Below are 21,928 nucleotides of genomic sequence, written 5' to 3' on the forward strand. Positions count from 1 at the left end.
CTCCATATAAGTATCTGTTACCATGTTCTCATTTTTCTGTTGATTTAAAACGTTTTTTTAGTTTTTTATAGTCATTGAGGATAAAGCTTTCAATGATTCTGGACTAGGTTTTCCATTACAATCACCTCAGAATCAAAATTTCGTACTTAGTCGTTTTATTGACTATATATCTGCTTTAATAGTAATTATTCCTATTTAGCCTCAATAAATTTTAATCACCCCTCACAGGTATTAGTTCTTATGTACTAAATATATCGGTTTTCTTGGGGTGTGACACTTGGGGGTGCGGAATGTGGGTTGTAGTACACCGTTTTATCTTCATAATCCATTCCTACAATTAAACGATAATCATTACCTTTGATATTAAAAACAGTAAAATTACCAACAGTTTCAGCATCTCGGTAAAATTTTTGAACATCATTTAAACTTTGCCATTCTGCTTTTTTAACTGTTTTATGCCAATCTTCAATTTGTTTTTTGATATCAGGGTACTTTGCTGCTTCTTCGCGGAGGATGCGAATGTGAATTAAGTGCATAATATATTTTGGAGTTGAAATAATAGTGGTTGGTGTACATAGCTTAACTCCTAGTTAACGTTTGGTTATTCTTGTGTTTGTGGTTGGTTATTCTTGTGTTTGTGTTTGCTTATTTTTGTGCTTGTCACCTGTTTTATCATCTCAAAATGAGAGTAATTTGTCAAGCCCTTTTTAGAGCTTATGCAAAATCTCTCTAAAACCCTCTTTCCTTCGAGTCCTTCGTTCCTTCGTGGTTCATTTTTCTGTAATTAAAAACTCCACAAAGATAAAAAATCCTTGAGGAGATTGAGAGAGTATTAACAGCTTTTACCGAGCCATAAAGAATTAAGCCATAACACACCAAATAGTAAATTTACTAATTATCTGGAAGTTGTTTTTTCAAAGCATCTAATAAAGCCCAACGGCTATCCGTAGGTGGTTCAGAAACAGCAGCATCTAAAATACCTGGACAATTAACATTGCATAATTGACGCTGAGGTAATGCTAAACACATCTGCTGATAGAGCCATTCACCGGGATCAAAATGACCATCAGGTGCTAAAGTTTCCAGTAAATCCTCTACAGCAACTTCCATTTCTAGAGGAAAATCTTCCGTTTGATTAGCAGTTTCATCTAACCAAATAACTTCCTGAGTATCAAGAACCAAACGATGGTTATACTGCTGCAAACAGCGGTTGCAAGTACAGGTAACAATTGTTTCTGCCTGAGATGAAACTTCTAAATAATTACCCTGGTGTTTGACCTGGATAACTCCGCGAACCGGTGTCAATGTTTCTAGTCCAGGCAGAAACTCTTGAACTTGAATTTCCTCTGTCCGCTCCGGGGCTTTAGATAGCTGCGGAATAAAAATAGCGTCCATAGGATTTGTGAAATACCATCAAAATTGATCATTGGTAATGGGTAATGGGTAATGGGTAATTGGTAACTGGTAACTGGTAATTGGTAATATTTTTGTCTGTTCCCTGTTCCCTGTTCCCTGTTCCCCGTTCCCTATTACCTAATTATGGTGTGACTGCTTGACGAACAACTAAATGACGATAAGGTTCTTTGCCGCGACTGAAGGTTTCTAAATCCGAAAATTCCTGCAATAAAGTGTGGATTTGTCGGCGTTCTGAGGAACTGAGAGATTGAAGTTCTACCTCTCTTCCAGAAAAACGGACTTCTGCGGCAGCAGTTTCAGCTAAAGTGCGGATTTCGGCTTCTCGTCTTACCCGATAACCATTCAATTCAATTGTGTAAGCTGTCTGATTTTCTTCTGGTTGATTTAAGTTGAGAACGGAATTTGCTAGATACTGAATACTATCTAGCACCGAACCACCAGCACCAATTAAAATCCTAATTTGTTCTGATGTTAAGTTGGTTTGATCTATTGTTAACCAGTAGCTTTCTCCTGTTGGTGTATCTTGTCCTGAAGATGGCTTAGGTTCTAAATTAGCCCATACTTGAGTAGATACACCAGTTAAAAGTAGCAAATTTTGTAGCCATTGTTCACTACTCTGCATAGAAATGTCGCTCATAATCAACCGGTAGCCTTTTTCTTAGAACTTTTGGGTTCAAATGGCAACGCTTTTACTTCGATGGTTTGGGCTTCTTTTTCTTGTGAATCTACGATTTTCTGAATTTCTTCTGGTAGAGGTTCACGGGAGAGGATATATGTTTGGATAGTTTGGAAAACGTTACCAATTACCATATACATAAGTACCCCAGCCGGCAGAGGAAAGAATAGGAACATCCCAGAAAAGATGACAGGGGTAATTTTATTGACTGTATCTTGCTGAGGGTTGCCACCGCTGGAATTTTGCCCAGACAGCATTTGGCTGACATAAAGGCTGATACCAAAGAAGACAATCATCGCCACAATATCCCAATGGACTGTGTTATCGGGATCAATAGCACCTACTCGACCCAAAGCATCAATAAAGAGAAATCCTTTTTCTGCTGCTAGTCCGGGAATTGTGCCTTGAATGGTCACGTCTCCGGGTTCTAGAGCCTCTACATTGCCTTCGGCATCAATTTTCACCCTCTCTGCGCCTTTGGTGACTTTCCAGGTGGGTGTTAACTGAGCTTCTGGGTGTTCCTTGAGAAGCAAATCAAATGGTTTGCCTTCTACGGTTTGATATTGAATCTTAGTTTTTTCTCCCACTGTTAACTTATCGCCTCCCGGTAAGATCGCAGAAATGGGAGTGTGATCACCGTCAGCAATGTAGATATTTTGTGGAGGAGTGGCAAATGCTTGGGGTTGAATGCGCTCAATCTCTTCTTGGGGGAATATTTGCAGGTTAACGGAATAGTTAACACCAGAAAAAGGCGAACCCCGCAAAGTTGCAAACAGTGCTAGTAATACTGGCATTTGCAACAGTAAAGGTAGACATCCTGCTAAGGGATTACCAAATTCACTTTGGACCTTGAGCATTTCCTCTTGTTGCTTTTGCTGATCATCTTTATAGCGTTCTTTAATTTCTGCCATACGCTTTTGCATCACAGGTTGCACAACTCGCATCCGCCGCATACTGCGGATAGAGCCAGCACTCAGGGGATAGAGTGCAAAGCGGATAATCAATGTTAAGGCTACTATCGCCAACCCATAGCTAGGGACAAAACCATAGAAAAGGTCTATGATTGGCAACATCACGTTGTTCGAGAGAAACCCGATACCAAAATCCATTATTCTGAATTCAACCTGCGGTACTTTGACACTCCCACCCCGGTTGGGAGTGGGATACTCAGTTGATCCTATCCTCTGACTAGAGGCGGTTCTCTTCCAAGCTTTTGCTCTATATTGTAGAGGTTTTTGTTAAGCATTGCTGCGACTATCCACAAGCTATGGAAGTTAAGGATAGCCGCACATGATCTAAAAATGTGAATGTTAACGCTCTGGAAAAATGACCGGGAATTTTAGATTTTAGATTTTAGATTCAAAAAATTTGGTACAAGCCCCGTCCTGAAGGATGGAAAAATACTCGCTGCGCTGCGTACGCTTCGCTAACGTAAATCCCAAATCCAAAATTTTCCAGCTATACACTTTAGGGTGAACTCAATCCAAAATCTAAAATACTCGCTGCGCTGCGTACGCTTCGCTAACGTAAATCCAAAATCAAGTGACTCATTTAGGATTGCTATATTGGGGATTTTTAGCAGCAATTTTTTCATTAATGTAGTCATAGACTCCCCGAAAATTGGGAACAGCCCGCATTTCGATGAGAGTACCATTTTTGAGGGTGACTGCCATATCTCCCCATAGACCGATGGCACGGGGAACTTTGACGACTTTCACCACTTCTGAATAAATTACATCATAGCGATCGCGTCCCATCCAACCACCAGTTACACATATCCTTCGATCTGTGATGCGGAAGCGTAGCCACACTGCTCTGACTATTGCTCCCACAGCTAAGGGTATACCCACTACTGTTAGCCCAATTAGCAGGTTGAAAATCAAATCCCCAATGTGGGGACCACCCTCATAATAAACTTCTTCACGAATACCCATTTAATACCTCAGTTTGTGCCAACAACTGCTCTAATTCTTGCAGAAATTTCTGGGTTTCGCACTCAGATTCTGTTGTTGTTGGTTTCACAATTAATACTAGCCGCCATCCTGGGAGTAATTTAGGCAATAATTGGTGTAATGCTGCTGTTATTTGCCTTTTGATTTTGTTGCGAACAACGGCGCGTTTACTGACTTTTGTACTAATGGCAATACCAATTTTTGTGCTAGGGGGGGCAGTATCCAAAGAAGGTTCTGTCGCAAGAGTAGGTTTTAAAGCTCTCAGTGTGAAATGAGAACTATGTCGCCGAATTCCTTCTCGGAAAACTGCCTGAAAATCCTGACGGGATTTGAGCCGATATGCTTTGGGCAAAGCCACAACAGTTCTTAATTACTGAATTTTATTACCCTAAACGCTCAGACGATGCCGCCCTTTTCTTCTTCTGGCACTAATCACGTTTCTGCCGTCTGGTGTTCGCATTCTGGCGCGGAATCCAGATGTTCTTTTTCTCTTACGGCAAGTGCCGCCCAGTGTTCTTTGCATACGGTTCTCCTCTTAGGCGATTTTCATAAAAAGTCACAATCTGATATTTTACCACTTTACAGGCAATAAAAACATATTTCTGGATGGAGTTGTCAGTTGTCAGTTGTCAGTTGCCCCTTTCCTTTTTAGTTAATACTGATAATCCACGTACCAAGATAACGCAGTAATGGGACATCACCGGGGGAAAGAACTTGACATTTGAAATAGTAAACTCCCCCAAAAGCTGGATTCTGTACATTGGATAAGACTAACTCGACTTTGCGACCGGCGGGAACTGGTTCTTCAGGAAATATTTGAATCACACCACCTTCCTTATCCCATTTGACTTCAGATAGGGGGACTTTTTTACCTTTAACTATGACTTCAACACTTTTGGGATCGAAAGTTCCCTTGTAATAATCAGGATAAGTAATGGTAAATTGAGCTACTGCTAGTTTCATTTGTTTGGCAGGAACTCTGAGTATATAACGATCTGTGTTGCTGGTTTGTCCGCCAAAATCTAACCGAAAGGGTAACTGATTTTCACTTTTGACCCCACTAAAAAGTGTTAAACCATTCTGGGCTAAAGTTATCGCTGGTAAACCCGCTAATAAGCAGCTAGTCACGGCTAAGGCAGAAAGTAGGCGTTTCATAAATTAGGTTTCCTCTAGTTGGTAGTTTGTAACGAAGTAAGCTGTTACGCAGCTAAATTTAATATTTTGCAGCCTAGAGTCCTTGTAGTAAGGCTTTTAGGCAAAAAAAGCAAATGCGTAACAGCTTATCAGTATTTGTAACTAAACTTTACTACTATATGTTTGACAATTGACGTTGGTGAAAGATAAAAGTGCCTTTTTAGTGAAAACTTCCATTCCTGAAACTAAGATTATAGGACTTACGCGCAGTACCAACCTGCGATGAGACGAATAAACGAAATTGTGTTGTTTTTGGCTTTGGGAATAAATTATTGAGTAGGTGTTTATCGAGTTTGACGCGGCCAACAAGAGATAAAATCTAGATTACATAGTTTTGTATTGCTAAAGGATAATTTTTATTGCTAATTATAAATATTTTAGTACACAAGTATATTTTAAATAAATAAAACTTTCAGGGTGAGATTTTTTCCAAATATAAAATAATCTGAAGAACAATATACAAAATGTAGATATCGGCATAGGATGTGCGATAACTAATTCTACTTATAGCTATTTTGCCAGGATGATATTTGCATATTGTCAAGTTGAGATTGTGAATAAAGCCCAAGGATAGGAAAAACAAAAAGGTTGAAAGTTCTATCTACAAAGGTAATTCATGGTTAATCATCCCGACAGCTTAATTAATAGTCAAGGGATTTATTTCTAGGAGATTTCATGAAAATAGCAGTTGCGAAAGAAATAGAAGTTTGTGAACGGCGTGTAGCTTTAATTCCTGACACCGTAGCTAAATTAGTCAAACAAGGTTTAGAAGTTTGGGTAGAAGCTGGTGCGGGAGAAAAAGCATTTTTCAGTGATGCTGACTATGAAGCCGCAGGGGCAAAAATTAGCCATGATTCTGCTCAATTATGGAGTGAAGCAGATATTTTACTCAAAGTTAGCCCACCCCAAACCAGAGAAGATGGCCGGACAGAAATTGAATTACTTAAATCTGGTTCTGTATTAATTAGCTTCCTTAATCCTCTGGGAAATCCCGTAATTGCCCAACAATTGGCAAATCGGCAAATTACAGCCTTGAGTATGGAATTAATCCCCCGTACCACCAGGGCGCAAAGCATGGATGCCTTGTCTTCCCAGGCTTCACTGGCAGGTTATAAAGCCGTATTGATTGCGGCGGCGGCACTACCGAAATACTTCCCCATGTTAACCACTGCGGCGGGGACAATTGCTCCCGCCAAAGTATTTATTATGGGGGCAGGAGTGGCAGGATTGCAAGCGATCGCCACCGCAAGACGACTAGGAGCAGTAGTAGAAGCCTTTGACATCCGCCCAGCCGTTAAAGAAGAAGTGCAAAGCTTAGGAGCAAAATTCGTCGAAGTCAAACTCGAAGAAGAAACCGTCGCAGCCGGTGGTTACGCCAAAGAAATTTCAGAAGATAGTAAAAAGCGTACCCAAGAACTAGTAGCCAGCCACGTCAAAAACTCCGATATTGTCATTACCACCGCCCAAGTACCAGGAAGACAAGCCCCCAGACTGGTGACAGAAGAAATGGTGGCACAAATGAAACCCGGTTCAGTAATTGTGGATTTAGCCGCAGAACAGGGTGGAAACTGCGCTTGTACAGAAGCAGGTAAAGATATTGTTTGGAACGGTGTAACAATCATTGGACCAATTAATTTACCCTCATCCATGCCAGTACACGCCAGCCAACTGTATGCAAAAAACGTTACTTCATTAATGCAACTGTTGATTAAAGACAAAGCCTTAGAAATCAACTTTGGTGATGATATCGTTGACGCTGCTTGTGTTACTCATGGTGGAGAAATTAGAAACCAACGAGTAAAAGACGCTTTGCAGACGGTAGCGGTTTAGTTGACATGAATAAATTTCACGGAATAACGAACCGCAGAGGCGCAGAGTTCGCAGAGAAATGCGAGTTTGAGAGAGATTTTTCGTTTGTTATGTAAATCTTCTCTTTGCGTCTTTGCTCCTTTGTATCTTTGCGCGAAACCTCTTAAATCCAAAAATTACATGACACAAGCATTACTTCCAGCCTTATTTGTCCTCGTCTTAGCCTCTTTTATCGGCTTTGAAGTCATCAACAAAATTCCCCCCACGTTACACACTCCGTTAATGTCCGGTTCAAATGCCATTTCCGGGATTTCCGTAATTGGTGCAATTCTGGCTGCGGGGGAGAAAAACACGAATTTATCGGTAATTCTCGGTTTAATTGCCGTAATTTTGGCAATGGTGAACGTTGTCGGCGGTTTTTTAGTCACTGACAGAATGCTGCAAATGTTTAAAAAAAAGGAAGTTAAGGCATGAGCGACTTTTTACCAACTGGGATTCAGCTAACTTACTTAGTCGCTGCATCATTATTTATCCTGGGTTTGAAAAAACTCGGTTCTCCTGCTAGTGCAAGAAACGGTAATCTTATCGCTGCGGTGGGGATGTTATTGGCAATTGTCGCCACAATGCTAGATCAGCACGTATTAAATTACGAAATGATTTTGGTAGGCTTGGCCATTGGTTCGGTAATTGGTACTGTGATTGCTTACAAAGTGCAAATGACGGAAATGCCCCAAATGGTGGGTTTACTCAACGGTTTGGGGGGAGCATCTTCCGCACTTATCGCTGTGGCTGAATTTTGGCGGTTATTAGATAGTTCTCAACCTATCCCCCTCGATGTCAACATTTCCATGTTATTGGATGTGTTAATTGGTGGCGTGACTTTAACAGGTAGTTTTCTCGCTTTTGCCAAATTGCAAGGTTTAATTAGCGGTACACCGATTACCTTTCCTTTGCAACAACCTTTTAACCTCTTGCTTTTGGGTTCTTATTTAGCTGGAAGTGCCTATTTAATCAGGACACCAGATAGCCTCCCCGTATTTTTAGCTGTGGTGGCTGTTTCTTTGGTGTTGGGTGTGATGTTCGTCCTTCCCATTGGTGGCGGTGATATGCCGGTTGTTATCTCCCTGTTAAACTCCCTCTCCGGTGTGGCTGCGGCTGCGGCTGGGTTTGTGGTGATGAACAATATGTTAATCATCGCCGGTGCTTTGGTGGGGGCTTCTGGTTTAATCCTGACGGAAATTATGTGTAAGGCTATGAACCGTTCTTTGTTCAGTGTCTTATTTAGTGCTTTTGGTTCTGTCTCTACTTCTACTGCTGCGGCTAGTGGTGGTGCTAGTAATCAACCTGTTCGCAGTATTGATGCTGAAGAAGGGGCGATGATGTTGGGTTATGCCCGTTCTGTGGTGATTGTCCCAGGTTACGGTATGGCGGTTGCTCAAGCACAGCATAGCGTCCGGGAGTTGGCTGATCAACTGGAACGCATGGGTGTGGATGTGAAATATGCGATACATCCGGTGGCGGGGAGAATGCCGGGACACATGAATGTATTATTGGCGGAAGCTAATGTGGCCTATACGCAGTTGTATGATATGGAGGATATTAATCCCCAGTTTGAACAGGCTGATGTGGCGTTGGTGATTGGTGCTAATGATGTGGTCAATCCGGCGGCGCGTAGTGATAAGAATAGTCCTATTTATGGGATGCCGATTTTGGAGGTTGATCGCGCAAAGCAAACTATTGTGATTAAGCGGGGTATGAGTGCTGGTTTTGCTGGTGTTGATAATGAGTTGTTTTATAAGGCTAAAACGACGATGTTGTTTGGTAGTGCTAAGGATATGGTCGCTAAGTTGGTTAGTGAGGTGAAGCAGCTTTAAGAGAAACGAACCACGAAGACACGAAGAACACGAAGAACACGAAGAAAGAAATAAAGAAGATTAGCTTGCTTTAGAGTTTAAAAAACTGAGGGCAAGCTTTTTTTCTGAAAATTTATAAATAATTAAAGATGTTATATTAAACTTCATCAGAAGAACTAGGGAACAAACTATAATTTAGCTGCTCATCACTTAAATCTTTTTTACAAAGCACGTCCCATGATTTTTTTATTTCAATTGACGCAGAAATTTTTGAGCTAATTCCAGAACTTATCCTATTAATCATTTTTTTAGCCTCTTCTTCAGCCTCTTTTTCATCCAGATTTTTCATTTTTTTTACTTCTTGCAACGCAGAAGTATATATATTCATCGTTGTAGATAATTGTTCATCGAAAGGCATATCCCATTTTTGGATATAAAAACTAATTATTGATCGTAGACATAAAAGTACACCAGCAACTTTTTTTTTCTCTTTATCTTTGTAGCTCTCTAGCCAGGTTTTGAAATCATGATAAATCTGAGAAGGATCAGAGATTGAAACTGTATGGAAAGAATTTTCTTCATTTACAAGATTTGGTACATAAGTTATAACTGCTAGTGCAAATTGATTTTGAATATCGAGAGGAAGATTTGTATACCAATTAATGGATTTGAAGAATCTTTAAGTAATTTAATTAATTCTGAAACTACTGCTGATCCAAACTCCTTCAAAAATTTAATAATCTCATTTTTCAGATGTTTAAATTTGTCATTATGATATATTTCTATTAAAATAGGTACTATTTTTTCAATTTTTGCATTCTCTTTTGCAAGGCTTATCGCTGCATAATAATTTAATAACTCATTTTCATCATCCAACATTTTATCCAGAGACTCTAACTCTGAATCACTTAAAGTATTTACGTTAACCTCATCTCCTGATTCTTGAGATTGGTTTTTTTGAATTTTTTTATTATTTTTAAGTTTTTCAAATTTATATTGAAAATCTAAACAGTATTCAATTAAAGCATAGGTAAAATCTAAAATGTGTCGAGCTTCATCTCGATTAAATATTTTGAACTGATGTACTGCATTATTGCCAAATTGATTTAAAGTGGTTGCCCAATCGTATAACATTTGATCTATATATTTTTCATCTAACATTCTTTGAATTTTATCTGATAGGTTGTAAGGTTCTCTAATACGTAAATCTATTACACACAAACATTCAATTGTTTTTCTACACATAATTACTGTTGGCGTGTATAGCTCTAACTTAAAGCACTTTAAAGCATCTTGATATGTTCGCTCAATTTGTGGAGAAAGTCCTTGTAAATCGCTCAAATCCTTGAATGATCTATATAAATATTTTCTCTTAGGAATTATACCAGTCCATATTTCATCACCATTCTGATCATATAGTCCAGTAAATTCCCCTTCATCCTCTGAGTATACTAAATCTTCAATAATATTAACGTTGTTGCAAATGCAGCATACTAAAATCATCCATGTGTATTTCATCTGCTCTACAGACATTTCTTCAGGATTAGCATCAGTATGAATATAAGTTTTATTCGCTATCTCCTTCATTAAAGTTTTGTTACCACAATGCTCACAGCAGAATGCTTTTTCTGTAAGAGGATATTCAATTTCTTGCCAATGACTACTCATTTTGTTACTCTACTGTAATTATATCTTGGTAATAATATTTATGAATTTTATACTAAAGTTGATATGTATTATATTAATTTAGTATTAAAATTATTACCTTATTTAAACCAATATTTATGCGATCGCTCTCTCTTCTTTTCTTCCTTCATGTTCTTCGCGTCTTCGTGGTTCGTTAAGAAAGGATATTGGGAAGTTGAGGGGATGCGATCGCTGTTTGGGGGGTTGAAGGGTGCGATCGCTGTTTGGGGAGTTGAAGGGTGCGATCTCTCTCTCTGTGTCCTCTGCGTCTCTGTGGTTCGTTAAAAAAGGATGTTTGGGAAGTTGGAGGGAGTGCGATCGCTGTTTGGGAAGTTGGAAGGGTGAGATCGCTGTTTGGGGAGTTGAGGGGGTGCGATCGCTATTTGGAGAGTTGAAAGGATGCGATCGCTGTTTGGGGAAGTTGGAGGGATGCGATCGCTATTTGGGAGTTTAGGAGTGCGATCGCTTTTGGGAAGTTGGAGGGATGCGATCGCTGTTTGGAGTTGAGGGGGTGCGATAGCGAAGCGCTGCTGCAAGCAGTTCGCTGTTTGGGAGGTTAAAGGGAGTGCGATCTCTCTTTCTCTGTGTCCTCTGTGTCTCTGTGGTTCGTTAAAAAAAGAATGTTTGGGAAGTTGGAGGAAGTGCGATAGCGAAGCGCTGCTGCAAGCAGTTCGCTTTTGGGGAGTTGAAGGGATGCGATAGCGAAGCGCTGCTGCAAGCAGTTCGCTGTTTGGGGAGTTGGAAGGATGCGATAGCGAAGCGCTGCTGCAAGCAGTTCGCTGTTTGGGGAGGTTGAGGGAGTGCGATCGCTATATAGCGATAAACTATGATAATTGATCTATACTTGAAGTATGCCCAAACTAGACATTATTCATAACGTTGTTAAAAATGCACTAATCAAAGATGGTTGGATAATTACAGATGATCCTTACTTGATTCAATATAGAAGAACAACACTATATGCTGATCTTGGTGCTGAACGTCCGATAGCAATTGAAAAATCAGGACAAAAACTGGTAGTTGAAGTCAAAAGTTTTATCGGTACATCAAAGATACAAGATTTAAAAGAAGCTCTCGGCCAATATGATATCTATCTTTACCTATTAGAAGAAACTGCACCAGACCGTAAACTCTATATTGCCATTAGTGAAATCGCATATAAAAGTTTCTTCACACAGGATGTTATTCAACTGATTCTTAACCGACATCAACTTCCGCTAATTGTTGTAGATATAGAAACAGAGGAAATTAAACAATGGATAAATTAACAGATTACCCCAAAATCATCAAACAAATTTTAAGGGAATATGTAGAATTATCTCAGAATCATCCACAAAAAGATATAGAAACATTCTTAATTAGCGATGACGAAAAAGGTCATTATATTTGGATGAATCTTGGTTGGCAAAATGGTGAAAGAATTACAGGAATGACTGTTTATGTTCGCTTACATAATTGTAAGTTTTGGATAGAAGAAGATTGGACAGAAGAAGGTATTGCTACTGATTTAATTCGCGTTGGTGTTCCTAAAGAAGATATTGTTTTAGCTTTTCATGAACCGAAAATGCGGGAATATACAAATTTTGCAGTTGCTTAGTTTAGTTATTTCTTGCTTTGCTTGAAACAAAAACAAAACAGCGATATTTGGAATCGCTGTTTAGGGGGTTGAAGGGGTGCGATAGCGAAGCGCTCCGTAGGAATCGCTGTTTGGGAGTTGAGGGTGCGATAGCGAAGCGCTCCGTAGGAATCGCTGTTTGGGAGTTGAAGAGGTGCGATAGCGAAGCGCTCCGTAGGAATCGCTGTTTGGGGATTTGAAGGGGTGCGATATTAGTATTTTACTAATTGCTTTTATCCTCAGTCATTACAACACTTTTAATCTTGCTGAGGATAGGGAATTATCACAGATAATATACTAATGACTTCAGTAACAAATTCAACTGAAACTTTTTCAATAAATTCAGCTTTTCTTGCTTTCCAATCAATGCTTTTAAGATGATCTGCTAAAACAACACCTGTAGTATTTATACCGCTAGGTATAGGAACTTCAAAAGGATAACCTTTTGTACTGTTAGTTATTGGGCAGACTAGAGCAAGACCTAAGTCATTATATATCATAGGAGAAATAATTAAAGCGGGGCGATGACCAGCTTGTTCACGCCCCTCTTGAGGGCTGAAATTTAGCCATACAATGTCGCCGCGCTCCGGCACATATACCTTACTACCAAACTTCGTTACCAATTGCTTCACCCCAGTCACTTTCACCATGAGAATTTAGAGGAGTTATTTTTACTAAGAACTCTTCCAAATTATACCTCTTACATGGTGTTTTTTTCTGCTGGCTAGGATTATTTTCAGAGGTATTAGAAACTATTTGCTCATATTTATCTATTAACTGAGGTAACCGTACACCAACATCAGAATCACTCAATACATTAAGAAGATAACTCTTGAATTGCAAAAACGAATCTTCGTGTTTTTTGCAAACAGCTTGAGAAATGCCAAGTTCAGATAAAGAATATTTTCCTTGAGCCAATAATTCTTGGATATAACCAAACAAAATCAAATCCTGAAGCTTCTCAGGAAGATAGTTCCAGTAATTCTCTACGATTCTGGAGTGAACATAATTAATTTCAGAAACTCTTTCGACAAACTTCTGAAAAGCCATGTCCAAGAATTTTTCTTCAAGCGCGTAACTACGCTTTAATTTATTTTCAGAATCAGGAGCAGGAATACGTTTAGTAAGCTCCTTGATTTGTGAACCTGTAATAACAAGCTGTTCTTGAAGCTCAAACAAAATTATAAATTCTTGAAGAGCCTCAGAGAGCTTATATTTTACCTGATCTATGTTTATGCCTTGACGTTGTGCAATATTTCCAAGAAATTCATAAAATTCAGCATTGGAAGAATCACAGGCTAAACACTGCTCTAAGAATAATTGAGCTTCTTCAAGCCGAAATTCTTCAAAATAACCAGGTTTGATAGCCTCTAGGATACCCATTTGCAACACCTAAGCTTATAAAGCGCATTATATTTTAACTCTACCTTAGCTTCTCTGACGAAAAATAACAAGACCTTTGACTATCAAGATTACTGAATTAACCAGTGCAATTAATAACACTAATTTTGTGAATTAGTTTGGCTTTATAGCTAAGAAACTTCACAGATAGCATATTACTCTGTGAAGGAGTAGCGTAAAAACGTAATTAGATGCGATAGTGAAGCACTCCGTAGGAATCGCTGTTGGGGGAGTTGAGGGGTGCGATAGCGAAGCGCTGCTGCAAGCAGTTCGCTGTTTGGGGAGTTGAGAGGGTGCGATAGCGAAGCGCTGCTGCAAGCAGTTCGCTGTTTGGGGAGTGAGGGGGTGCGATAGCGAAGCGCTGCTGCAAGCAGTTCGCTGTTTGGGGATTTGAGGGGGTGCGATCTCTCTTTCTCTGTGTCCTCTGTGTCTCTGTGGTTCGTTAAAAAAGGATGTTGGGAGGTTGAGGGGATGCGATAGCGAAGCGCTGCTGCAAGCAGTTCGCTGTTTGGGAAGTTGGGGGATGCGATAGCGAAGCGCTGCTGCAAGCAGTTCGCTGTTTGGGGATTTGAGGGGGTGCGATAGCGAAGCGCTGCTGCAAGCAGTTCGCTTTTGGGAGGTTGAGGGAGTGCGATAGCGAAGCGCTCCGCAGGAATCGCTCTTCTAATATGATTAAACAATACTACGTGGATCAACAACTACAATATCCGAAAACCGTTTAAAATCTTCAACATTAAATGTCAATAAATGTGTAATATTATGAGCTACCATAGCCGCAGCTAAACGAGCATCATGTACCTGTTTTCCCATCACTTGATATTTAATAACAAGTGATTCCCACTCAGTAAAAATTTGTGGTGTATCCAATTCCAATATAAATATCTTTTTAAGTTTTTCGCTTTCTTCTTCCGCTTGAGTGATAGATAAACCTAACCCATTTTTATCAAGAGGTCTTGTAGCAACAGCCCAAAATTCAATTATATTTTGTGGAATAATACATAAAAAATTACCTTGCTTTTTGAGTGTTAAAATTGCCCTTTGAGTATCAAGGTGCATGGGACTATTTTTTTGTACCAAACGCAGTAAAATATTAGTATCCACCAAATATTTCATAACATTTCATCTTCTCTGGTATAAATACTATCTCGACTAATAGCTGCATCTGAAAGTGGTGGTGCTAGAGTAAAAGCAGGACTATTGATTAAATTCATTAGTGCTGTTTCCCAATCTTCCTCAGTTGTTACTTGAGAAAAAGATTTTTCATCTTGATTTTTCAAACTATCTTCAATCAAAGATTCAAGATAAGATTCAATTGATAAACCTTGTTTAGTAGCTTGGGTAATCAGACGAGCTTCTATTTCTGGTTTCAATTGTAGCTGTATAGTTTTACATTGTTTCATATTCTTCGATGCTAGTTAATTAATATCAAGTAAAACTTATGATTAACTTGATATATTAAGTATATCAGATTTAAGCAGATGTTAATTACACTGTTTTCTTCTTTCTTCCCTTCGCGCTCTTCGTGTCTTCGTGGTTCGTTAAAAAAGGATGTTGGGAAGTTGAGGGAATGCGTAAGCGTTGCGCTGCTGCAAGCAGTTCGCTGTTTGGGAAGTTGGAGGGGTGCGATCGCTATCACAGTTTAAATTTCTCCCCATTCTCTAGCATCAATAAAAAGAGAAAGATGCTTTTTATTACTCGTGGAAATAATTACCTCATTTCCATAATTAGCAACTAAAATAGATTGAGCAGCTAAAATAACATCACCATCTAAAGCTTTATTATCTGCTGTAGATTTACCTTGATTTCTCACTTCAGCCCATAATTCTGCTGCTTTTAACATTACTTCTGTGGTAATAGGAAGATAAATAATTTCTGATTTAAGTTGATGCAGTTTTCTAATTCCTGATAACTTATTTGCTCTTAATAATTCTCGTCTAATTTCATAATCTATAATTTCTGGTAAAATTACCTCATAACCTCTTTCAAAAAGACTATAAAACCATTCTTGACATTGCACAGCTAGAGGATTCGCTTTAGGATTAGTAATTAATCCCACAGGTGCAGAATCTAAAACAATAACCTTACTCATTTTATTTTAAATTAAAATACCATTCATGGATTCAATAATTTCCAAAGTTTCTTGTTGTTCTTGTTGTTCATCTGATTCATTCCATGACTCGAACAATCTTTTAATATTAGTTTTTCTGTGTTCTTTTTTAATTGCGTCACTTTCATTAATTTCATTAATGGCATTTTCCCAGTTTTTCAAAGATGTCTGTTTCATCGTCACACTTTGACGAAATAACCGGACAATTTGTAGTAATTCGGGTATATATTCTTCTGGAGTATGTTCAATTTCTAGTAATAAATCATTGCGGGGTTTTGCTGATGATTTAGCTGGTAATGGATTGGTGAATGTTAATCATAAAATACCAGATTTGATTATTTTTACATATTACCAGTATATCGGATCAGAATAAGCAATGTCTGAAATTTATAAAATGTGATAACTACGGTGATCTAAGTGCTTCGCTATCGCTGTTTGGGGAGTTGAAGGGGTGCGATAGCGTAAGCGCGACCTAGGAATCTCTGTTTGGGTAGTTGAGGGAGTGCGATAGCGTAAGCGCGACCTAGGAATCTCTGTTTGGGTAGTTGAGGGAGTGCGATAGCAAAGCGCGACCTAGGAATCGCTATTTGGGAAGTTGAGGGAGTGCGATAGCGTAAGCGCTGACTTGTCAGTTCGCTGTTTGGGAGTTGAGGGGGTGCGATCGCTCCACTATTGCTCAAAAACTTAAATTTTGTACAATTTGCAAAAAACAGACAAATAATCTATAATGTTATGTAATCCTATAAATTTTGTGAGGCGCTATGTCTGTCATCAGTGCAAGTGAAGCGCGTGCTAATTTTCCCGATATTATGAACCGTGCAGAATATCGTGGAGAAAGAATTTTAATTCAGCGTCATGGTAAAGCTGCGGTAGCGATAATTAGCATTGAAGATTTAAAACTATTAGAAGCAATAGAAGATGCAATAGATTCGGCTAAATTGCGACGTGCAGTAGAAGAAAACGAAGGATTTACCACCATAGAAGAAATAATAGCTAAATATCCCAATGAGTGAACGTTATACATTGAGGATTGCGAAAACTGCGGAAAAAGATTTATTAGACTTACAACCAAAACAATATAAACAAGTTGTATCAAAAATTCTCTCCCTTCAAGGTAATCCTCGTCCTCAAGACTATGCAGCTTTAAAAGGTTATCAAGGTGGTTATCGTATTGATCAGGGTGAATACAGAATTTTGTACACCATTGATGATGATAATAAATTAGTTGATGTTTTTCGGGTTGGTAAACGTAATGATGATGAAGTTTATAAAAACTTGTAACTTTGTCAAGCGATTCCTAGGTCGCGCTTCGCTATCGCTGTTTGGGGAGTTGAGGGAGTGCGATCGCTAGGTATCGCTGTTTACTAAATCTCCCAATCTTCTAATTTTAAATTGTCAATTCTACTAAATTCTCTAGTATTGTGAGTAATTAAAGTTAAATTATTAGCGATCGCAATAGCAGCAATATGTAAATCATTATTTCCTATAGGAGTACCTTTAGCAGCCAATTTACTACGAATTTCACCATAAATTACAGCACATTCATCATCAAAATACAAAGAAACAAAACGGTCTAAAAATTCCTGCTGCTTTTGCAGAGTTTTCGCAGGATTATGAGTTCTCATTGCACCATAAAATAATTCAGCTTTGACAATAGAACAAACTACTATATCTATATCGGATAAATCTTGAAGACGCTGAATAATCTTTTCTGATCTTTGATTAAGATATTGAATACAAACATTACTATCTAATAAATATTTCATCAGTTTGTATTCCTAACAATTAATCATTTCTTCTAAGCTATCATCTAAAGTATCATCAATACCTAAATTATCCAGAATAATTGGATCATCAGCACAACTTCCTGCTGTTTGATTAATAAATTCTTGCCACTCTAATTTATGTTTTTCTGTAGTTATCAAAGTTGTTGGTTTATTGATCAAATTTTGACGAAATAAACGGACAATTTCCAATATTTCTGGTATATATTCTTCTGGAGTTTGGGCAATTTCTAATAATAAATCATTCCAGGGTGTAGTTGAGGATGTTTCTGTGATGAGTTGGTGATTATTAATCATAAAATACTAGATTTGATTATTTTTACACATTATCAGTATATCAGATCAGAATCAGCAAGTGTAACTTACCCAAAGTATAGCTGTTTGGGAAGTTGAGAGAGTGCGATAGCGTAAGCGCTGACTTGTCAGTTCGCTGTTTGGGAGTTGAAGGGAGTGCGATAGCGAAGCGCGACCTAGGAATCGCTTTTGGGGAGGTTGAGGGGGTGCGATAGCGAAGCGCGACCTAGGAATCTCTGTTTGGGGAGTGGAGGGAATGCGATAGCGAAGCGCGACCTAGGAATCGCTGTTTGGGAAGTTGAGGGGATGCGATAGCGAAATTAATCTAAATCTTCCTCAGTCAAACTAGCATCTTTCAAAATACTTCTGAGTGTACCAGTAGGTAAATCACGATTACCATGAACAGGTATAGAAAGAATCACACTCATACCTTCCTTAACATAGATATGATGACTACCTGTAATCCTTTTTAGATTCCATTCATAGCGTTCAACAATCTTACACAGAGATTTACCAGAAACGGATTTCATAAAGATAACTCAATCAACTGTTTTTGTGGTTCAACTTCTTCTTGCTGACTAGCAACTTCTAACCAACCTTGAACAGCATCTTTCAACATTTCTAATAAATGTTCGTAACTTTCACCCCAGGTATGACATCCTGGTAAAGCTGGTACAGAACCACACCATACACCGTCTTCTTCCCAAATAATTGCTTTTATTTTCATAGCCAATTCCTTGAACTAAGGATATTTTACCGCAGGGTGAGTCAGACGTACCAGTTTAATGAAGATGAATAATCGCTTTTGGGGAGTTGAGAGAGTGCGATAGCGAAGCGCTGACTTGTCAGTTCGCTCAACTTAAACCCCAAACCCTAACACCACATCCAAAGCAGTACGAATTTCTTCCCAATATTCAGCTTCTAAAATTCCCACCAAACCTAAAACCCGACGATAATCTACAGAACGAATCTGAGCAACATCAATAAAACGATCTTTATCTAATCCATTAGTTACTGTTGCTTTGATATTGACAATATAGGGAGCTTGCTTACTTCCTGGTCGGAATGGCATCACAATAGTTAATAATCCATATTGATTCATAATATCACTTTGAACTATTAAACAAGCACGGATTTTTTGTGCTTCTGCTCCCACAGTTGGATCAAGATTTACCCAGCGAATTTCACCCCGTTTATAAGTTAAATTACCCTCTGGCATTAATACCATCTCCAGCTACATTATCCCAAGCAGAAATCTCATTTTGATATTCTAAATCTTTCGCATCTTCTTGGAGTGCTGCAATTATTTCTGCTTCCAAAATTTTGCGTCTTTGTTCTGCTAATAGTGCGTTAATATAGGCACTACGATTACCTTTTGCTTGTTGATCAATAAATCTGAGAATGTCTTCTTCCAAAGTAATTGTGACTTTCATCATTATGTATGACTTATTAATCTTACCAATCAATCATACCACTTTTTTAACAATTTGCAAATACTCTGTGTCTGGAGTGGTTCGTAAAAAAAAGGATTCTGGTAAGTTGAAGGGATGCGATAGCGAAGCGCTGCTGCAAGCAGTTCGCTGTTTGGCGAGTTGGAAAGAGTGCGATACCATTATTAATAGCTGCATATTTAGCACTACATTCTATTAAAATAGAAAAGGCACTTTTCATCATTTCCCAAGTATTTTTACCATACTTTTCTAAGTAACGATTGAGATATCCTTGACGAGAGATAAGTAGGTAAACAAAATAAAAATGAGGGGTATTGCGTTTTGTAAAATGGCTGAAACCCAATCAGAATCTCGCATTGAGACAACTTTACATACCGTTATATACCTTTAAATTTTTCTGTTCACCTACTTAACACAAGCATGAACAACTATAGGACAACTAATTATAGTTTGTGTCAAATCTTCCAAAAATTGCTGCTGTTCAACCTTAGATAATTTACCTAACCAAGCAAATCCTTTTTTCTTAGAGCGTATTTCGTTACCATGTAAAGATTGTTCTTGACTAAGATTCCAACGATTTTTAAAATCTAGTACCAATTGATTAATAATTTGTTCATCACTTCTTTTAATTAAAACTCCACCCATAGCAAAAACAGGACATTCATCTTTAGGATTTGGTTTTGCACTACCAGATTCATCAATATATAACAAATTCAATATTATCTTGTTGGTTCATCTAAACCTCCAGGAGACCCACCAAAACTGTACTCAGTTTGGTGATGGGAGGAATGGAGGGTTAATTGTGAAACGTCCCTTGAGTAATTTTGTGCGCCAGCACAAACAATGAAAGGGACAGTTGAGCAATTAACAAATCTTTGATTTTCCATATTCGTAACCGTCCTTTTTGTGAATTGATTTACAGTATTTGTAAGAGATACCTTGAATCAGTCCAGGCACTGTTGAGATATTGAAACTACCGCTAGTCCTCACCGCTACTCGTCCGATATATGCCCCAATCTTTTTACCTTTTGTGACAACAGCTTTCACAATGTCTCCGGTTTGAAAACCATTAACAAATTTGAACCTGGGGACATATCTAGAAGGAAAACCGTACTTGTCAGTTCGGCAAGATTGTCTAGTGCCGTGACCATTAGCTGTAATTAGCAATGGCTTAACACCTTTGATATTGAGAATTGGAGTTGACTGACCAACACAAGCTGCATCAATCCAGTGCGTTTTCTCTAGATTTTGCTGACTTCTATTGAACTTTGTTAACCCTCCTGAACCTGTTTCTACAGGTAATCCGGTTGCTTTGACAACGAATAGTAATGCCAAGCGAGTTGTGTTTACTGCTGCTGCATCAGCCAGTGGTCTTTTAGCTTGCTTCAAGATTTTCTCTAACTTTGAAGGGTCTTTTTTGAGAAAATCTTTGATGTCTTTCGTGCCTTTTTTAGTGTTACATTTTTCACAACTTAAAGTGAGATTTGTAATTGAATTACTACCACCCTTGGCTCGTGGATGAATATGCTCTACTTGAAAAGGAACGTCTTTCACTCCACAGTTTGTATCATAAATTTATGAAAATCTCTATAATAGAATCTCCTTTTCCTTTGCGTGAGGTGAAAAAATCGCTATTTATTTACGGATTTGCGTGATATAAGAAGGGATACAGAAAAATGTGTGCGATCGCTCAAATGAAGACAAATTCCCCAAAACCACATCCAAAGCAGTACGAATTTCTTCCCAATATTCATTTTCTTCTAAAGTAATTGTGACTTTCATCATTATGTATGACTCATTTATCTTACCAGTCAATCATACCACTCTTTTGACATTGCGTGAGGTGAAAAGAGATTTTAGGGGGTTGAGGGAGTGCGATAGCGAAGCACGACCTAGGAATCGCTGTTTGGGAGGTTGAAGGGATGCGATCGCAGCAAAATATTTATTCAAGCAGTAGCAAATACAGTATATTTCCTTTCTTCAGGATCACGAAAAGCTAAAACAATATCAAGATTAGAAATACCTAACTTCATTAGTTTAATAGTACGATTATATCCTATACTCAGGCGATCAATGAAATTAATCTAAATCTTCTTCAGTCAAACCAGCATCTTTCAAAATACTTCCCAGTGTACCCGTAGGTAGATCACGATTACTATCAATAGGTATAGAAAGAATCACACTCATACCTTCCTTAATATAGATATGATGACTACCTGTAATCCTTTTTAGATTCCATCCATAGCGTTCAACAATCTTACACAGAGACTTACCAGAAACCGATTGCGTAAAGATAACTCAATTAACTGTTTTTGTGGTTCAATTTCTTCTTGCTGACTAGCAACTTCTAACCGACCTTGAACAGCATCTTTCAACATTTCTAATAAATGTTCATAACCTAAGTAGGTTGACGTTGAAAATTGTCGTTATAGCAAGGCAAGAGGCAAGAGGCAATAGTAAAGAAGTTTTCAGCGATTTTACGTTTCTTTACACAGTTTGGTTTTATTGTGTTCACCTACTTAGTCAGTGCTTGCGCTATCGCTCAAAACTTAAATTTTGTACAATTTGCAAGAAACAGACAAATAATCTATAATCATATTTGACCCTATAAATTTTGTGAGGCACTATGTCTGTCATTAGTGCAAGTGAAGCGCGGGCTAATTTTCCCGATATTATGAAACTTTTCTGTT

The 21,928-nt window shown here is 38.4% G+C and carries 36 protein-coding genes and 1 pseudogene; 8 read left to right on the plus strand and 29 right to left on the minus strand.

Annotated features, from left to right (window positions below; all coding sequences use genetic code 11):
• Positions 1–245: 245 nt before the first annotated feature.
• The 8 genes from AN486_RS19560 to AN486_RS19595 form a co-directional block, all read right to left on the minus strand.
• A complete protein-coding gene (locus tag AN486_RS19560) occupies positions 246–536 on the minus strand; it encodes a type II toxin-antitoxin system HigB family toxin (protein ID WP_290602170.1) in 291 nt (96 codons plus the stop codon).
• Positions 537–891: 355 nt separating this feature from the next.
• The gene (locus AN486_RS19565; protein ID WP_053538767.1) at positions 892–1,395 is read right to left on the minus strand and encodes a YceD family protein; all 504 of its coding nucleotides are present in this window, start codon (positions 1,393–1,395) and stop codon (positions 892–894) included.
• Positions 1,396–1,537: 142 nt separating this feature from the next.
• Positions 1,538–2,053, minus strand: a complete 516-nt coding sequence (locus AN486_RS19570; protein WP_053538766.1) for a R3H domain-containing nucleic acid-binding protein — start codon at positions 2,051–2,053, stop codon at positions 1,538–1,540.
• A 2-nt stretch (positions 2,054–2,055) separates the two neighbouring features.
• Positions 2,056–3,201, minus strand: coding sequence for a membrane protein insertase YidC (gene yidC / locus AN486_RS19575; RefSeq protein WP_027401335.1), 1,146 nt, complete (start codon positions 3,199–3,201; stop codon positions 2,056–2,058).
• A gap of 438 nt (positions 3,202–3,639) precedes the next feature.
• Positions 3,640–4,026: a PH domain-containing protein gene (locus tag AN486_RS19580; RefSeq protein WP_039199518.1), complete on the minus strand. Its 387-nt coding sequence runs from the start codon at positions 4,024–4,026 to the stop codon at positions 3,640–3,642.
• Positions 4,013–4,402 (minus strand): ribonuclease P protein component, encoded by a 390-nt coding sequence (gene rnpA / locus AN486_RS19585; RefSeq protein ID WP_053538765.1) that lies wholly within the window; start codon positions 4,400–4,402, stop codon positions 4,013–4,015. The genes AN486_RS19580 and rnpA overlap by 14 nt, the downstream gene beginning before the upstream one ends.
• A gap of 30 nt (positions 4,403–4,432) precedes the next feature.
• Positions 4,433–4,567: a 50S ribosomal protein L34 gene (gene rpmH / locus AN486_RS19590; protein WP_015209090.1), complete on the minus strand. Its 135-nt coding sequence runs from the start codon at positions 4,565–4,567 to the stop codon at positions 4,433–4,435.
• Between the two features lie 125 nt (positions 4,568–4,692).
• A complete protein-coding gene (locus tag AN486_RS19595) occupies positions 4,693–5,199 on the minus strand; it encodes a DUF2808 domain-containing protein (protein WP_027401332.1) in 507 nt (168 codons plus the stop codon).
• A 714-nt stretch (positions 5,200–5,913) separates the two neighbouring features.
• On the opposite strand from AN486_RS19595, the gene AN486_RS19600 reads away from it, so the two are divergent.
• The 3 genes from AN486_RS19600 (at position 5,914) to AN486_RS19610 (ending at position 8,921) form a co-directional block, all read left to right on the plus strand.
• Positions 5,914–7,068 (plus strand): Re/Si-specific NAD(P)(+) transhydrogenase subunit alpha, encoded by a 1,155-nt coding sequence (locus AN486_RS19600; protein WP_290602177.1) that lies wholly within the window; start codon positions 5,914–5,916, stop codon positions 7,066–7,068.
• Between the two features lie 159 nt (positions 7,069–7,227).
• Positions 7,228–7,521: an NAD(P) transhydrogenase subunit alpha gene (locus tag AN486_RS19605; RefSeq protein ID WP_015081070.1), complete on the plus strand. Its 294-nt coding sequence runs from the start codon at positions 7,228–7,230 to the stop codon at positions 7,519–7,521.
• Positions 7,518–8,921, plus strand: a complete 1,404-nt coding sequence (locus AN486_RS19610) for an NAD(P)(+) transhydrogenase (Re/Si-specific) subunit beta (protein WP_290602180.1) — start codon at positions 7,518–7,520, stop codon at positions 8,919–8,921. Before AN486_RS19605 ends, AN486_RS19610 begins: the two co-directional genes overlap by 4 nt.
• 136 nt (positions 8,922–9,057) lie before the next feature.
• Here the strand turns inward: AN486_RS19610 and AN486_RS19615 are convergent, their stop codons facing one another.
• Positions 9,058–9,318, minus strand: a complete 261-nt coding sequence (locus tag AN486_RS19615; protein ID WP_053538761.1) for a hypothetical protein — start codon at positions 9,316–9,318, stop codon at positions 9,058–9,060.
• A 194-nt stretch (positions 9,319–9,512) separates the two neighbouring features.
• Positions 9,513–10,568 carry a DUF4145 domain-containing protein gene (locus AN486_RS19620; protein WP_290602183.1) on the minus strand — a complete coding sequence of 352 codons (1,056 nt, stop codon included), beginning with the start codon at positions 10,566–10,568 and terminating at the stop codon, positions 9,513–9,515.
• Between the two features lie 63 nt (positions 10,569–10,631).
• On the opposite strand from AN486_RS19620, the gene AN486_RS19625 reads away from it, so the two are divergent.
• On the plus strand, positions 10,632–10,871 hold the full coding sequence (locus AN486_RS19625; RefSeq protein ID WP_290602185.1) for a hypothetical protein: 240 nt from the start codon (positions 10,632–10,634) through the stop codon (positions 10,869–10,871).
• On the opposite strand, the gene AN486_RS19630 is transcribed toward AN486_RS19625, so the two are convergent.
• Entirely contained in the window at positions 10,868–11,122 is a 255-nt protein-coding gene (locus tag AN486_RS19630; RefSeq protein ID WP_290602187.1) for a hypothetical protein, read from the minus strand. The two genes, AN486_RS19625 and AN486_RS19630, sit on opposite strands and share 4 nt — an antisense overlap.
• Before the next feature lie 315 nt (positions 11,123–11,437).
• Here AN486_RS19630 and AN486_RS19635 point away from each other — a divergent pair, with 315 nt between their 5' ends.
• The gene (locus tag AN486_RS19635; protein WP_053538756.1) at positions 11,438–11,854 is read left to right on the plus strand and encodes a XisH family protein; all 417 of its coding nucleotides are present in this window, start codon (positions 11,438–11,440) and stop codon (positions 11,852–11,854) included.
• Positions 11,842–12,183: a XisI protein gene (locus AN486_RS19640; protein ID WP_053538755.1), complete on the plus strand. Its 342-nt coding sequence runs from the start codon at positions 11,842–11,844 to the stop codon at positions 12,181–12,183. Before AN486_RS19635 ends, AN486_RS19640 begins: the two co-directional genes overlap by 13 nt.
• 275 nt (positions 12,184–12,458) lie before the next feature.
• On the opposite strand, the gene mazF is transcribed toward AN486_RS19640, so the two are convergent.
• From mazF to AN486_RS19670, 6 genes are all read right to left on the minus strand, one after another.
• Positions 12,459–12,851, minus strand: a complete 393-nt coding sequence (gene mazF, locus AN486_RS19645) for an endoribonuclease MazF (protein ID WP_051155201.1) — start codon at positions 12,849–12,851, stop codon at positions 12,459–12,461.
• Entirely contained in the window at positions 12,805–13,584 is a 780-nt protein-coding gene (locus AN486_RS19650) for a hypothetical protein (RefSeq protein ID WP_015081076.1), read from the minus strand. The genes mazF and AN486_RS19650 overlap by 47 nt, the downstream gene beginning before the upstream one ends.
• Before the next feature lie 690 nt (positions 13,585–14,274).
• Positions 14,275–14,715, minus strand: coding sequence for a PIN domain-containing protein (locus tag AN486_RS19655; RefSeq protein WP_168636350.1), 441 nt, complete (start codon positions 14,713–14,715; stop codon positions 14,275–14,277).
• The gene (locus tag AN486_RS19660) at positions 14,712–15,002 is read right to left on the minus strand and encodes a hypothetical protein (protein WP_053538752.1); all 291 of its coding nucleotides are present in this window, start codon (positions 15,000–15,002) and stop codon (positions 14,712–14,714) included. The genes AN486_RS19655 and AN486_RS19660 overlap by 4 nt, the downstream gene beginning before the upstream one ends.
• A 239-nt stretch (positions 15,003–15,241) precedes the next feature.
• Entirely contained in the window at positions 15,242–15,691 is a 450-nt protein-coding gene (locus AN486_RS19665) for a hypothetical protein (RefSeq protein ID WP_053538751.1), read from the minus strand.
• Positions 15,692–15,697: 6 nt separating this feature from the next.
• Positions 15,698–15,886 carry a hypothetical protein gene (locus tag AN486_RS19670; RefSeq protein ID WP_290602193.1) on the minus strand — a complete coding sequence of 63 codons (189 nt, stop codon included), beginning with the start codon at positions 15,884–15,886 and terminating at the stop codon, positions 15,698–15,700.
• Between the two features lie 584 nt (positions 15,887–16,470).
• On the opposite strand from AN486_RS19670, the gene AN486_RS19675 reads away from it, so the two are divergent.
• Both AN486_RS19675 and AN486_RS19680 read left to right on the plus strand, forming a co-directional pair.
• Entirely contained in the window at positions 16,471–16,722 is a 252-nt protein-coding gene (locus AN486_RS19675; protein ID WP_053538749.1) for a type II toxin-antitoxin system Phd/YefM family antitoxin, read from the plus strand.
• Complete coding sequence (locus AN486_RS19680; protein ID WP_028082686.1) at positions 16,715–16,990, plus strand: type II toxin-antitoxin system RelE/ParE family toxin; 276 nt, start codon at positions 16,715–16,717, stop codon at positions 16,988–16,990. Before AN486_RS19675 ends, AN486_RS19680 begins: the two co-directional genes overlap by 8 nt.
• A gap of 83 nt (positions 16,991–17,073) precedes the next feature.
• On the opposite strand, the gene AN486_RS19685 is transcribed toward AN486_RS19680, so the two are convergent.
• The 12 genes and pseudogenes from AN486_RS19685 to AN486_RS19740 form a co-directional block, all read right to left on the minus strand.
• On the minus strand, positions 17,074–17,475 hold the full coding sequence (locus AN486_RS19685; protein ID WP_053538748.1) for a type II toxin-antitoxin system VapC family toxin: 402 nt from the start codon (positions 17,473–17,475) through the stop codon (positions 17,074–17,076).
• Between the two features lie 12 nt (positions 17,476–17,487).
• Positions 17,488–17,790: a hypothetical protein gene (locus tag AN486_RS19690; RefSeq protein WP_053538747.1), complete on the minus strand. Its 303-nt coding sequence runs from the start codon at positions 17,788–17,790 to the stop codon at positions 17,488–17,490.
• 317 nt (positions 17,791–18,107) lie between these two features.
• Positions 18,108–18,317 carry a type II toxin-antitoxin system HicA family toxin gene (locus tag AN486_RS19695; protein ID WP_053538746.1) on the minus strand — a complete coding sequence of 70 codons (210 nt, stop codon included), beginning with the start codon at positions 18,315–18,317 and terminating at the stop codon, positions 18,108–18,110.
• Positions 18,314–18,514, minus strand: coding sequence for a type II toxin-antitoxin system HicB family antitoxin (locus AN486_RS19700; protein ID WP_006278807.1), 201 nt, complete (start codon positions 18,512–18,514; stop codon positions 18,314–18,316). The genes AN486_RS19695 and AN486_RS19700 overlap by 4 nt, the downstream gene beginning before the upstream one ends.
• A 132-nt stretch (positions 18,515–18,646) precedes the next feature.
• Positions 18,647–19,006 (minus strand): type II toxin-antitoxin system PemK/MazF family toxin, encoded by a 360-nt coding sequence (locus AN486_RS19705; protein WP_028082683.1) that lies wholly within the window; start codon positions 19,004–19,006, stop codon positions 18,647–18,649.
• Positions 18,993–19,223 carry a hypothetical protein gene (locus tag AN486_RS19710; RefSeq protein WP_015083417.1) on the minus strand — a complete coding sequence of 77 codons (231 nt, stop codon included), beginning with the start codon at positions 19,221–19,223 and terminating at the stop codon, positions 18,993–18,995. Before AN486_RS19710 ends, AN486_RS19705 begins: the two co-directional genes overlap by 14 nt.
• 420 nt (positions 19,224–19,643) lie before the next feature.
• Positions 19,644–19,949, minus strand: a complete 306-nt coding sequence (locus AN486_RS19715) for a DUF3800 domain-containing protein (RefSeq protein ID WP_233455506.1) — start codon at positions 19,947–19,949, stop codon at positions 19,644–19,646.
• 153 nt (positions 19,950–20,102) lie between these two features.
• Positions 20,103–20,798: pseudogene (locus AN486_RS19720) on the minus strand (HNH endonuclease); the annotation flags it as partial.
• Between the two features lie 75 nt (positions 20,799–20,873).
• Positions 20,874–21,023 (minus strand): hypothetical protein, encoded by a 150-nt coding sequence (locus AN486_RS19725; RefSeq protein ID WP_168636354.1) that lies wholly within the window; start codon positions 21,021–21,023, stop codon positions 20,874–20,876.
• A gap of 161 nt (positions 21,024–21,184) precedes the next feature.
• On the minus strand, positions 21,185–21,271 hold the full coding sequence (locus tag AN486_RS19730) for an element excision factor XisI family protein (protein WP_233455526.1): 87 nt from the start codon (positions 21,269–21,271) through the stop codon (positions 21,185–21,187).
• Positions 21,272–21,317: 46 nt separating this feature from the next.
• Positions 21,318–21,533 (minus strand): type II toxin-antitoxin system HicA family toxin, encoded by a 216-nt coding sequence (locus AN486_RS19735; RefSeq protein ID WP_053538744.1) that lies wholly within the window; start codon positions 21,531–21,533, stop codon positions 21,318–21,320.
• On the minus strand, positions 21,467–21,616 hold the full coding sequence (locus AN486_RS19740) for a hypothetical protein (protein WP_168636355.1): 150 nt from the start codon (positions 21,614–21,616) through the stop codon (positions 21,467–21,469). Before AN486_RS19740 ends, AN486_RS19735 begins: the two co-directional genes overlap by 67 nt.
• Positions 21,617–21,928: the final 312 nt, after the last annotated feature.

Source organism: Anabaena sp. AL93 (genome assembly GCF_001672085.1).
In the GTDB taxonomy this organism is placed as follows: Bacteria; Cyanobacteriota; Cyanobacteriia; order Cyanobacteriales; family Nostocaceae; genus Dolichospermum; species Dolichospermum heterosporum.

Excerpts from the sequence above, each read along its gene's own strand:
- yidC (WP_027401335.1), bottom strand. The coding sequence starts at position 3,201 with ATGGATTTTGGTATCGGGTTTCTCTCGAACAACGTGATGTTGCCAATC.
- AN486_RS19740 (WP_168636355.1), bottom strand. The coding sequence starts at position 21,616 with ATGTTGAAAGATGCTGTTCAAGGTCGGTTAGAAGTTGCTAGTCAGCAA.
- AN486_RS19725 (WP_168636354.1), bottom strand. The coding sequence starts at position 21,023 with ATGATGAAAGTCACAATTACTTTAGAAGAAAATGAATATTGGGAAGAA.
- AN486_RS19625 (WP_290602185.1), top strand. The coding sequence starts at position 10,632 with ATGTATTATATTAATTTAGTATTAAAATTATTACCTTATTTAAACCAA.
- AN486_RS19600 (WP_290602177.1), top strand. The coding sequence starts at position 5,914 with ATGAAAATAGCAGTTGCGAAAGAAATAGAAGTTTGTGAACGGCGTGTA.
- AN486_RS19675 (WP_053538749.1), top strand. The coding sequence starts at position 16,471 with ATGTCTGTCATCAGTGCAAGTGAAGCGCGTGCTAATTTTCCCGATATT.
- mazF (WP_051155201.1), bottom strand. The coding sequence starts at position 12,851 with ATGGTGAAAGTGACTGGGGTGAAGCAATTGGTAACGAAGTTTGGTAGT.
- AN486_RS19665 (WP_053538751.1), bottom strand. The coding sequence starts at position 15,691 with ATGAGTAAGGTTATTGTTTTAGATTCTGCACCTGTGGGATTAATTACT.
- AN486_RS19640 (WP_053538755.1), top strand. The coding sequence starts at position 11,842 with ATGGATAAATTAACAGATTACCCCAAAATCATCAAACAAATTTTAAGG.
- AN486_RS19650 (WP_015081076.1), bottom strand. The coding sequence starts at position 13,584 with ATGGGTATCCTAGAGGCTATCAAACCTGGTTATTTTGAAGAATTTCGG.
- AN486_RS19605 (WP_015081070.1), top strand. The coding sequence starts at position 7,228 with ATGACACAAGCATTACTTCCAGCCTTATTTGTCCTCGTCTTAGCCTCT.
- AN486_RS19705 (WP_028082683.1), bottom strand. The coding sequence starts at position 19,006 with ATGCCAGAGGGTAATTTAACTTATAAACGGGGTGAAATTCGCTGGGTA.
- AN486_RS19580 (WP_039199518.1), bottom strand. The coding sequence starts at position 4,026 with ATGGGTATTCGTGAAGAAGTTTATTATGAGGGTGGTCCCCACATTGGG.
- AN486_RS19635 (WP_053538756.1), top strand. The coding sequence starts at position 11,438 with ATGCCCAAACTAGACATTATTCATAACGTTGTTAAAAATGCACTAATC.
- AN486_RS19660 (WP_053538752.1), bottom strand. The coding sequence starts at position 15,002 with ATGAAACAATGTAAAACTATACAGCTACAATTGAAACCAGAAATAGAA.
- AN486_RS19695 (WP_053538746.1), bottom strand. The coding sequence starts at position 18,317 with ATGAAATCCGTTTCTGGTAAATCTCTGTGTAAGATTGTTGAACGCTAT.
- AN486_RS19595 (WP_027401332.1), bottom strand. The coding sequence starts at position 5,199 with ATGAAACGCCTACTTTCTGCCTTAGCCGTGACTAGCTGCTTATTAGCG.
- AN486_RS19565 (WP_053538767.1), bottom strand. The coding sequence starts at position 1,395 with ATGGACGCTATTTTTATTCCGCAGCTATCTAAAGCCCCGGAGCGGACA.
- AN486_RS19615 (WP_053538761.1), bottom strand. The coding sequence starts at position 9,318 with ATGCCTTTCGATGAACAATTATCTACAACGATGAATATATATACTTCT.
- AN486_RS19610 (WP_290602180.1), top strand. The coding sequence starts at position 7,518 with ATGAGCGACTTTTTACCAACTGGGATTCAGCTAACTTACTTAGTCGCT.
- AN486_RS19655 (WP_168636350.1), bottom strand. The coding sequence starts at position 14,715 with ATGAAATATTTGGTGGATACTAATATTTTACTGCGTTTGGTACAAAAA.
- AN486_RS19570 (WP_053538766.1), bottom strand. The coding sequence starts at position 2,053 with ATGAGCGACATTTCTATGCAGAGTAGTGAACAATGGCTACAAAATTTG.
- AN486_RS19680 (WP_028082686.1), top strand. The coding sequence starts at position 16,715 with ATGAGTGAACGTTATACATTGAGGATTGCGAAAACTGCGGAAAAAGAT.
- AN486_RS19620 (WP_290602183.1), bottom strand. The coding sequence starts at position 10,568 with ATGAGTAGTCATTGGCAAGAAATTGAATATCCTCTTACAGAAAAAGCA.
- rpmH (WP_015209090.1), bottom strand. The coding sequence starts at position 4,567 with ATGCAAAGAACACTGGGCGGCACTTGCCGTAAGAGAAAAAGAACATCT.
- AN486_RS19710 (WP_015083417.1), bottom strand. The coding sequence starts at position 19,223 with ATGATGAAAGTCACAATTACTTTGGAAGAAGACATTCTCAGATTTATT.
- AN486_RS19690 (WP_053538747.1), bottom strand. The coding sequence starts at position 17,790 with ATGATTAATAATCACCAACTCATCACAGAAACATCCTCAACTACACCC.
- AN486_RS19670 (WP_290602193.1), bottom strand. The coding sequence starts at position 15,886 with ATGAAACAGACATCTTTGAAAAACTGGGAAAATGCCATTAATGAAATT.
- AN486_RS19700 (WP_006278807.1), bottom strand. The coding sequence starts at position 18,514 with ATGAAAATAAAAGCAATTATTTGGGAAGAAGACGGTGTATGGTGTGGT.
- AN486_RS19730 (WP_233455526.1), bottom strand. The coding sequence starts at position 21,271 with ATGAAGTTAGGTATTTCTAATCTTGATATTGTTTTAGCTTTTCGTGAT.
- AN486_RS19560 (WP_290602170.1), bottom strand. The coding sequence starts at position 536 with ATGCACTTAATTCACATTCGCATCCTCCGCGAAGAAGCAGCAAAGTAC.
- AN486_RS19685 (WP_053538748.1), bottom strand. The coding sequence starts at position 17,475 with ATGAAATATTTATTAGATAGTAATGTTTGTATTCAATATCTTAATCAA.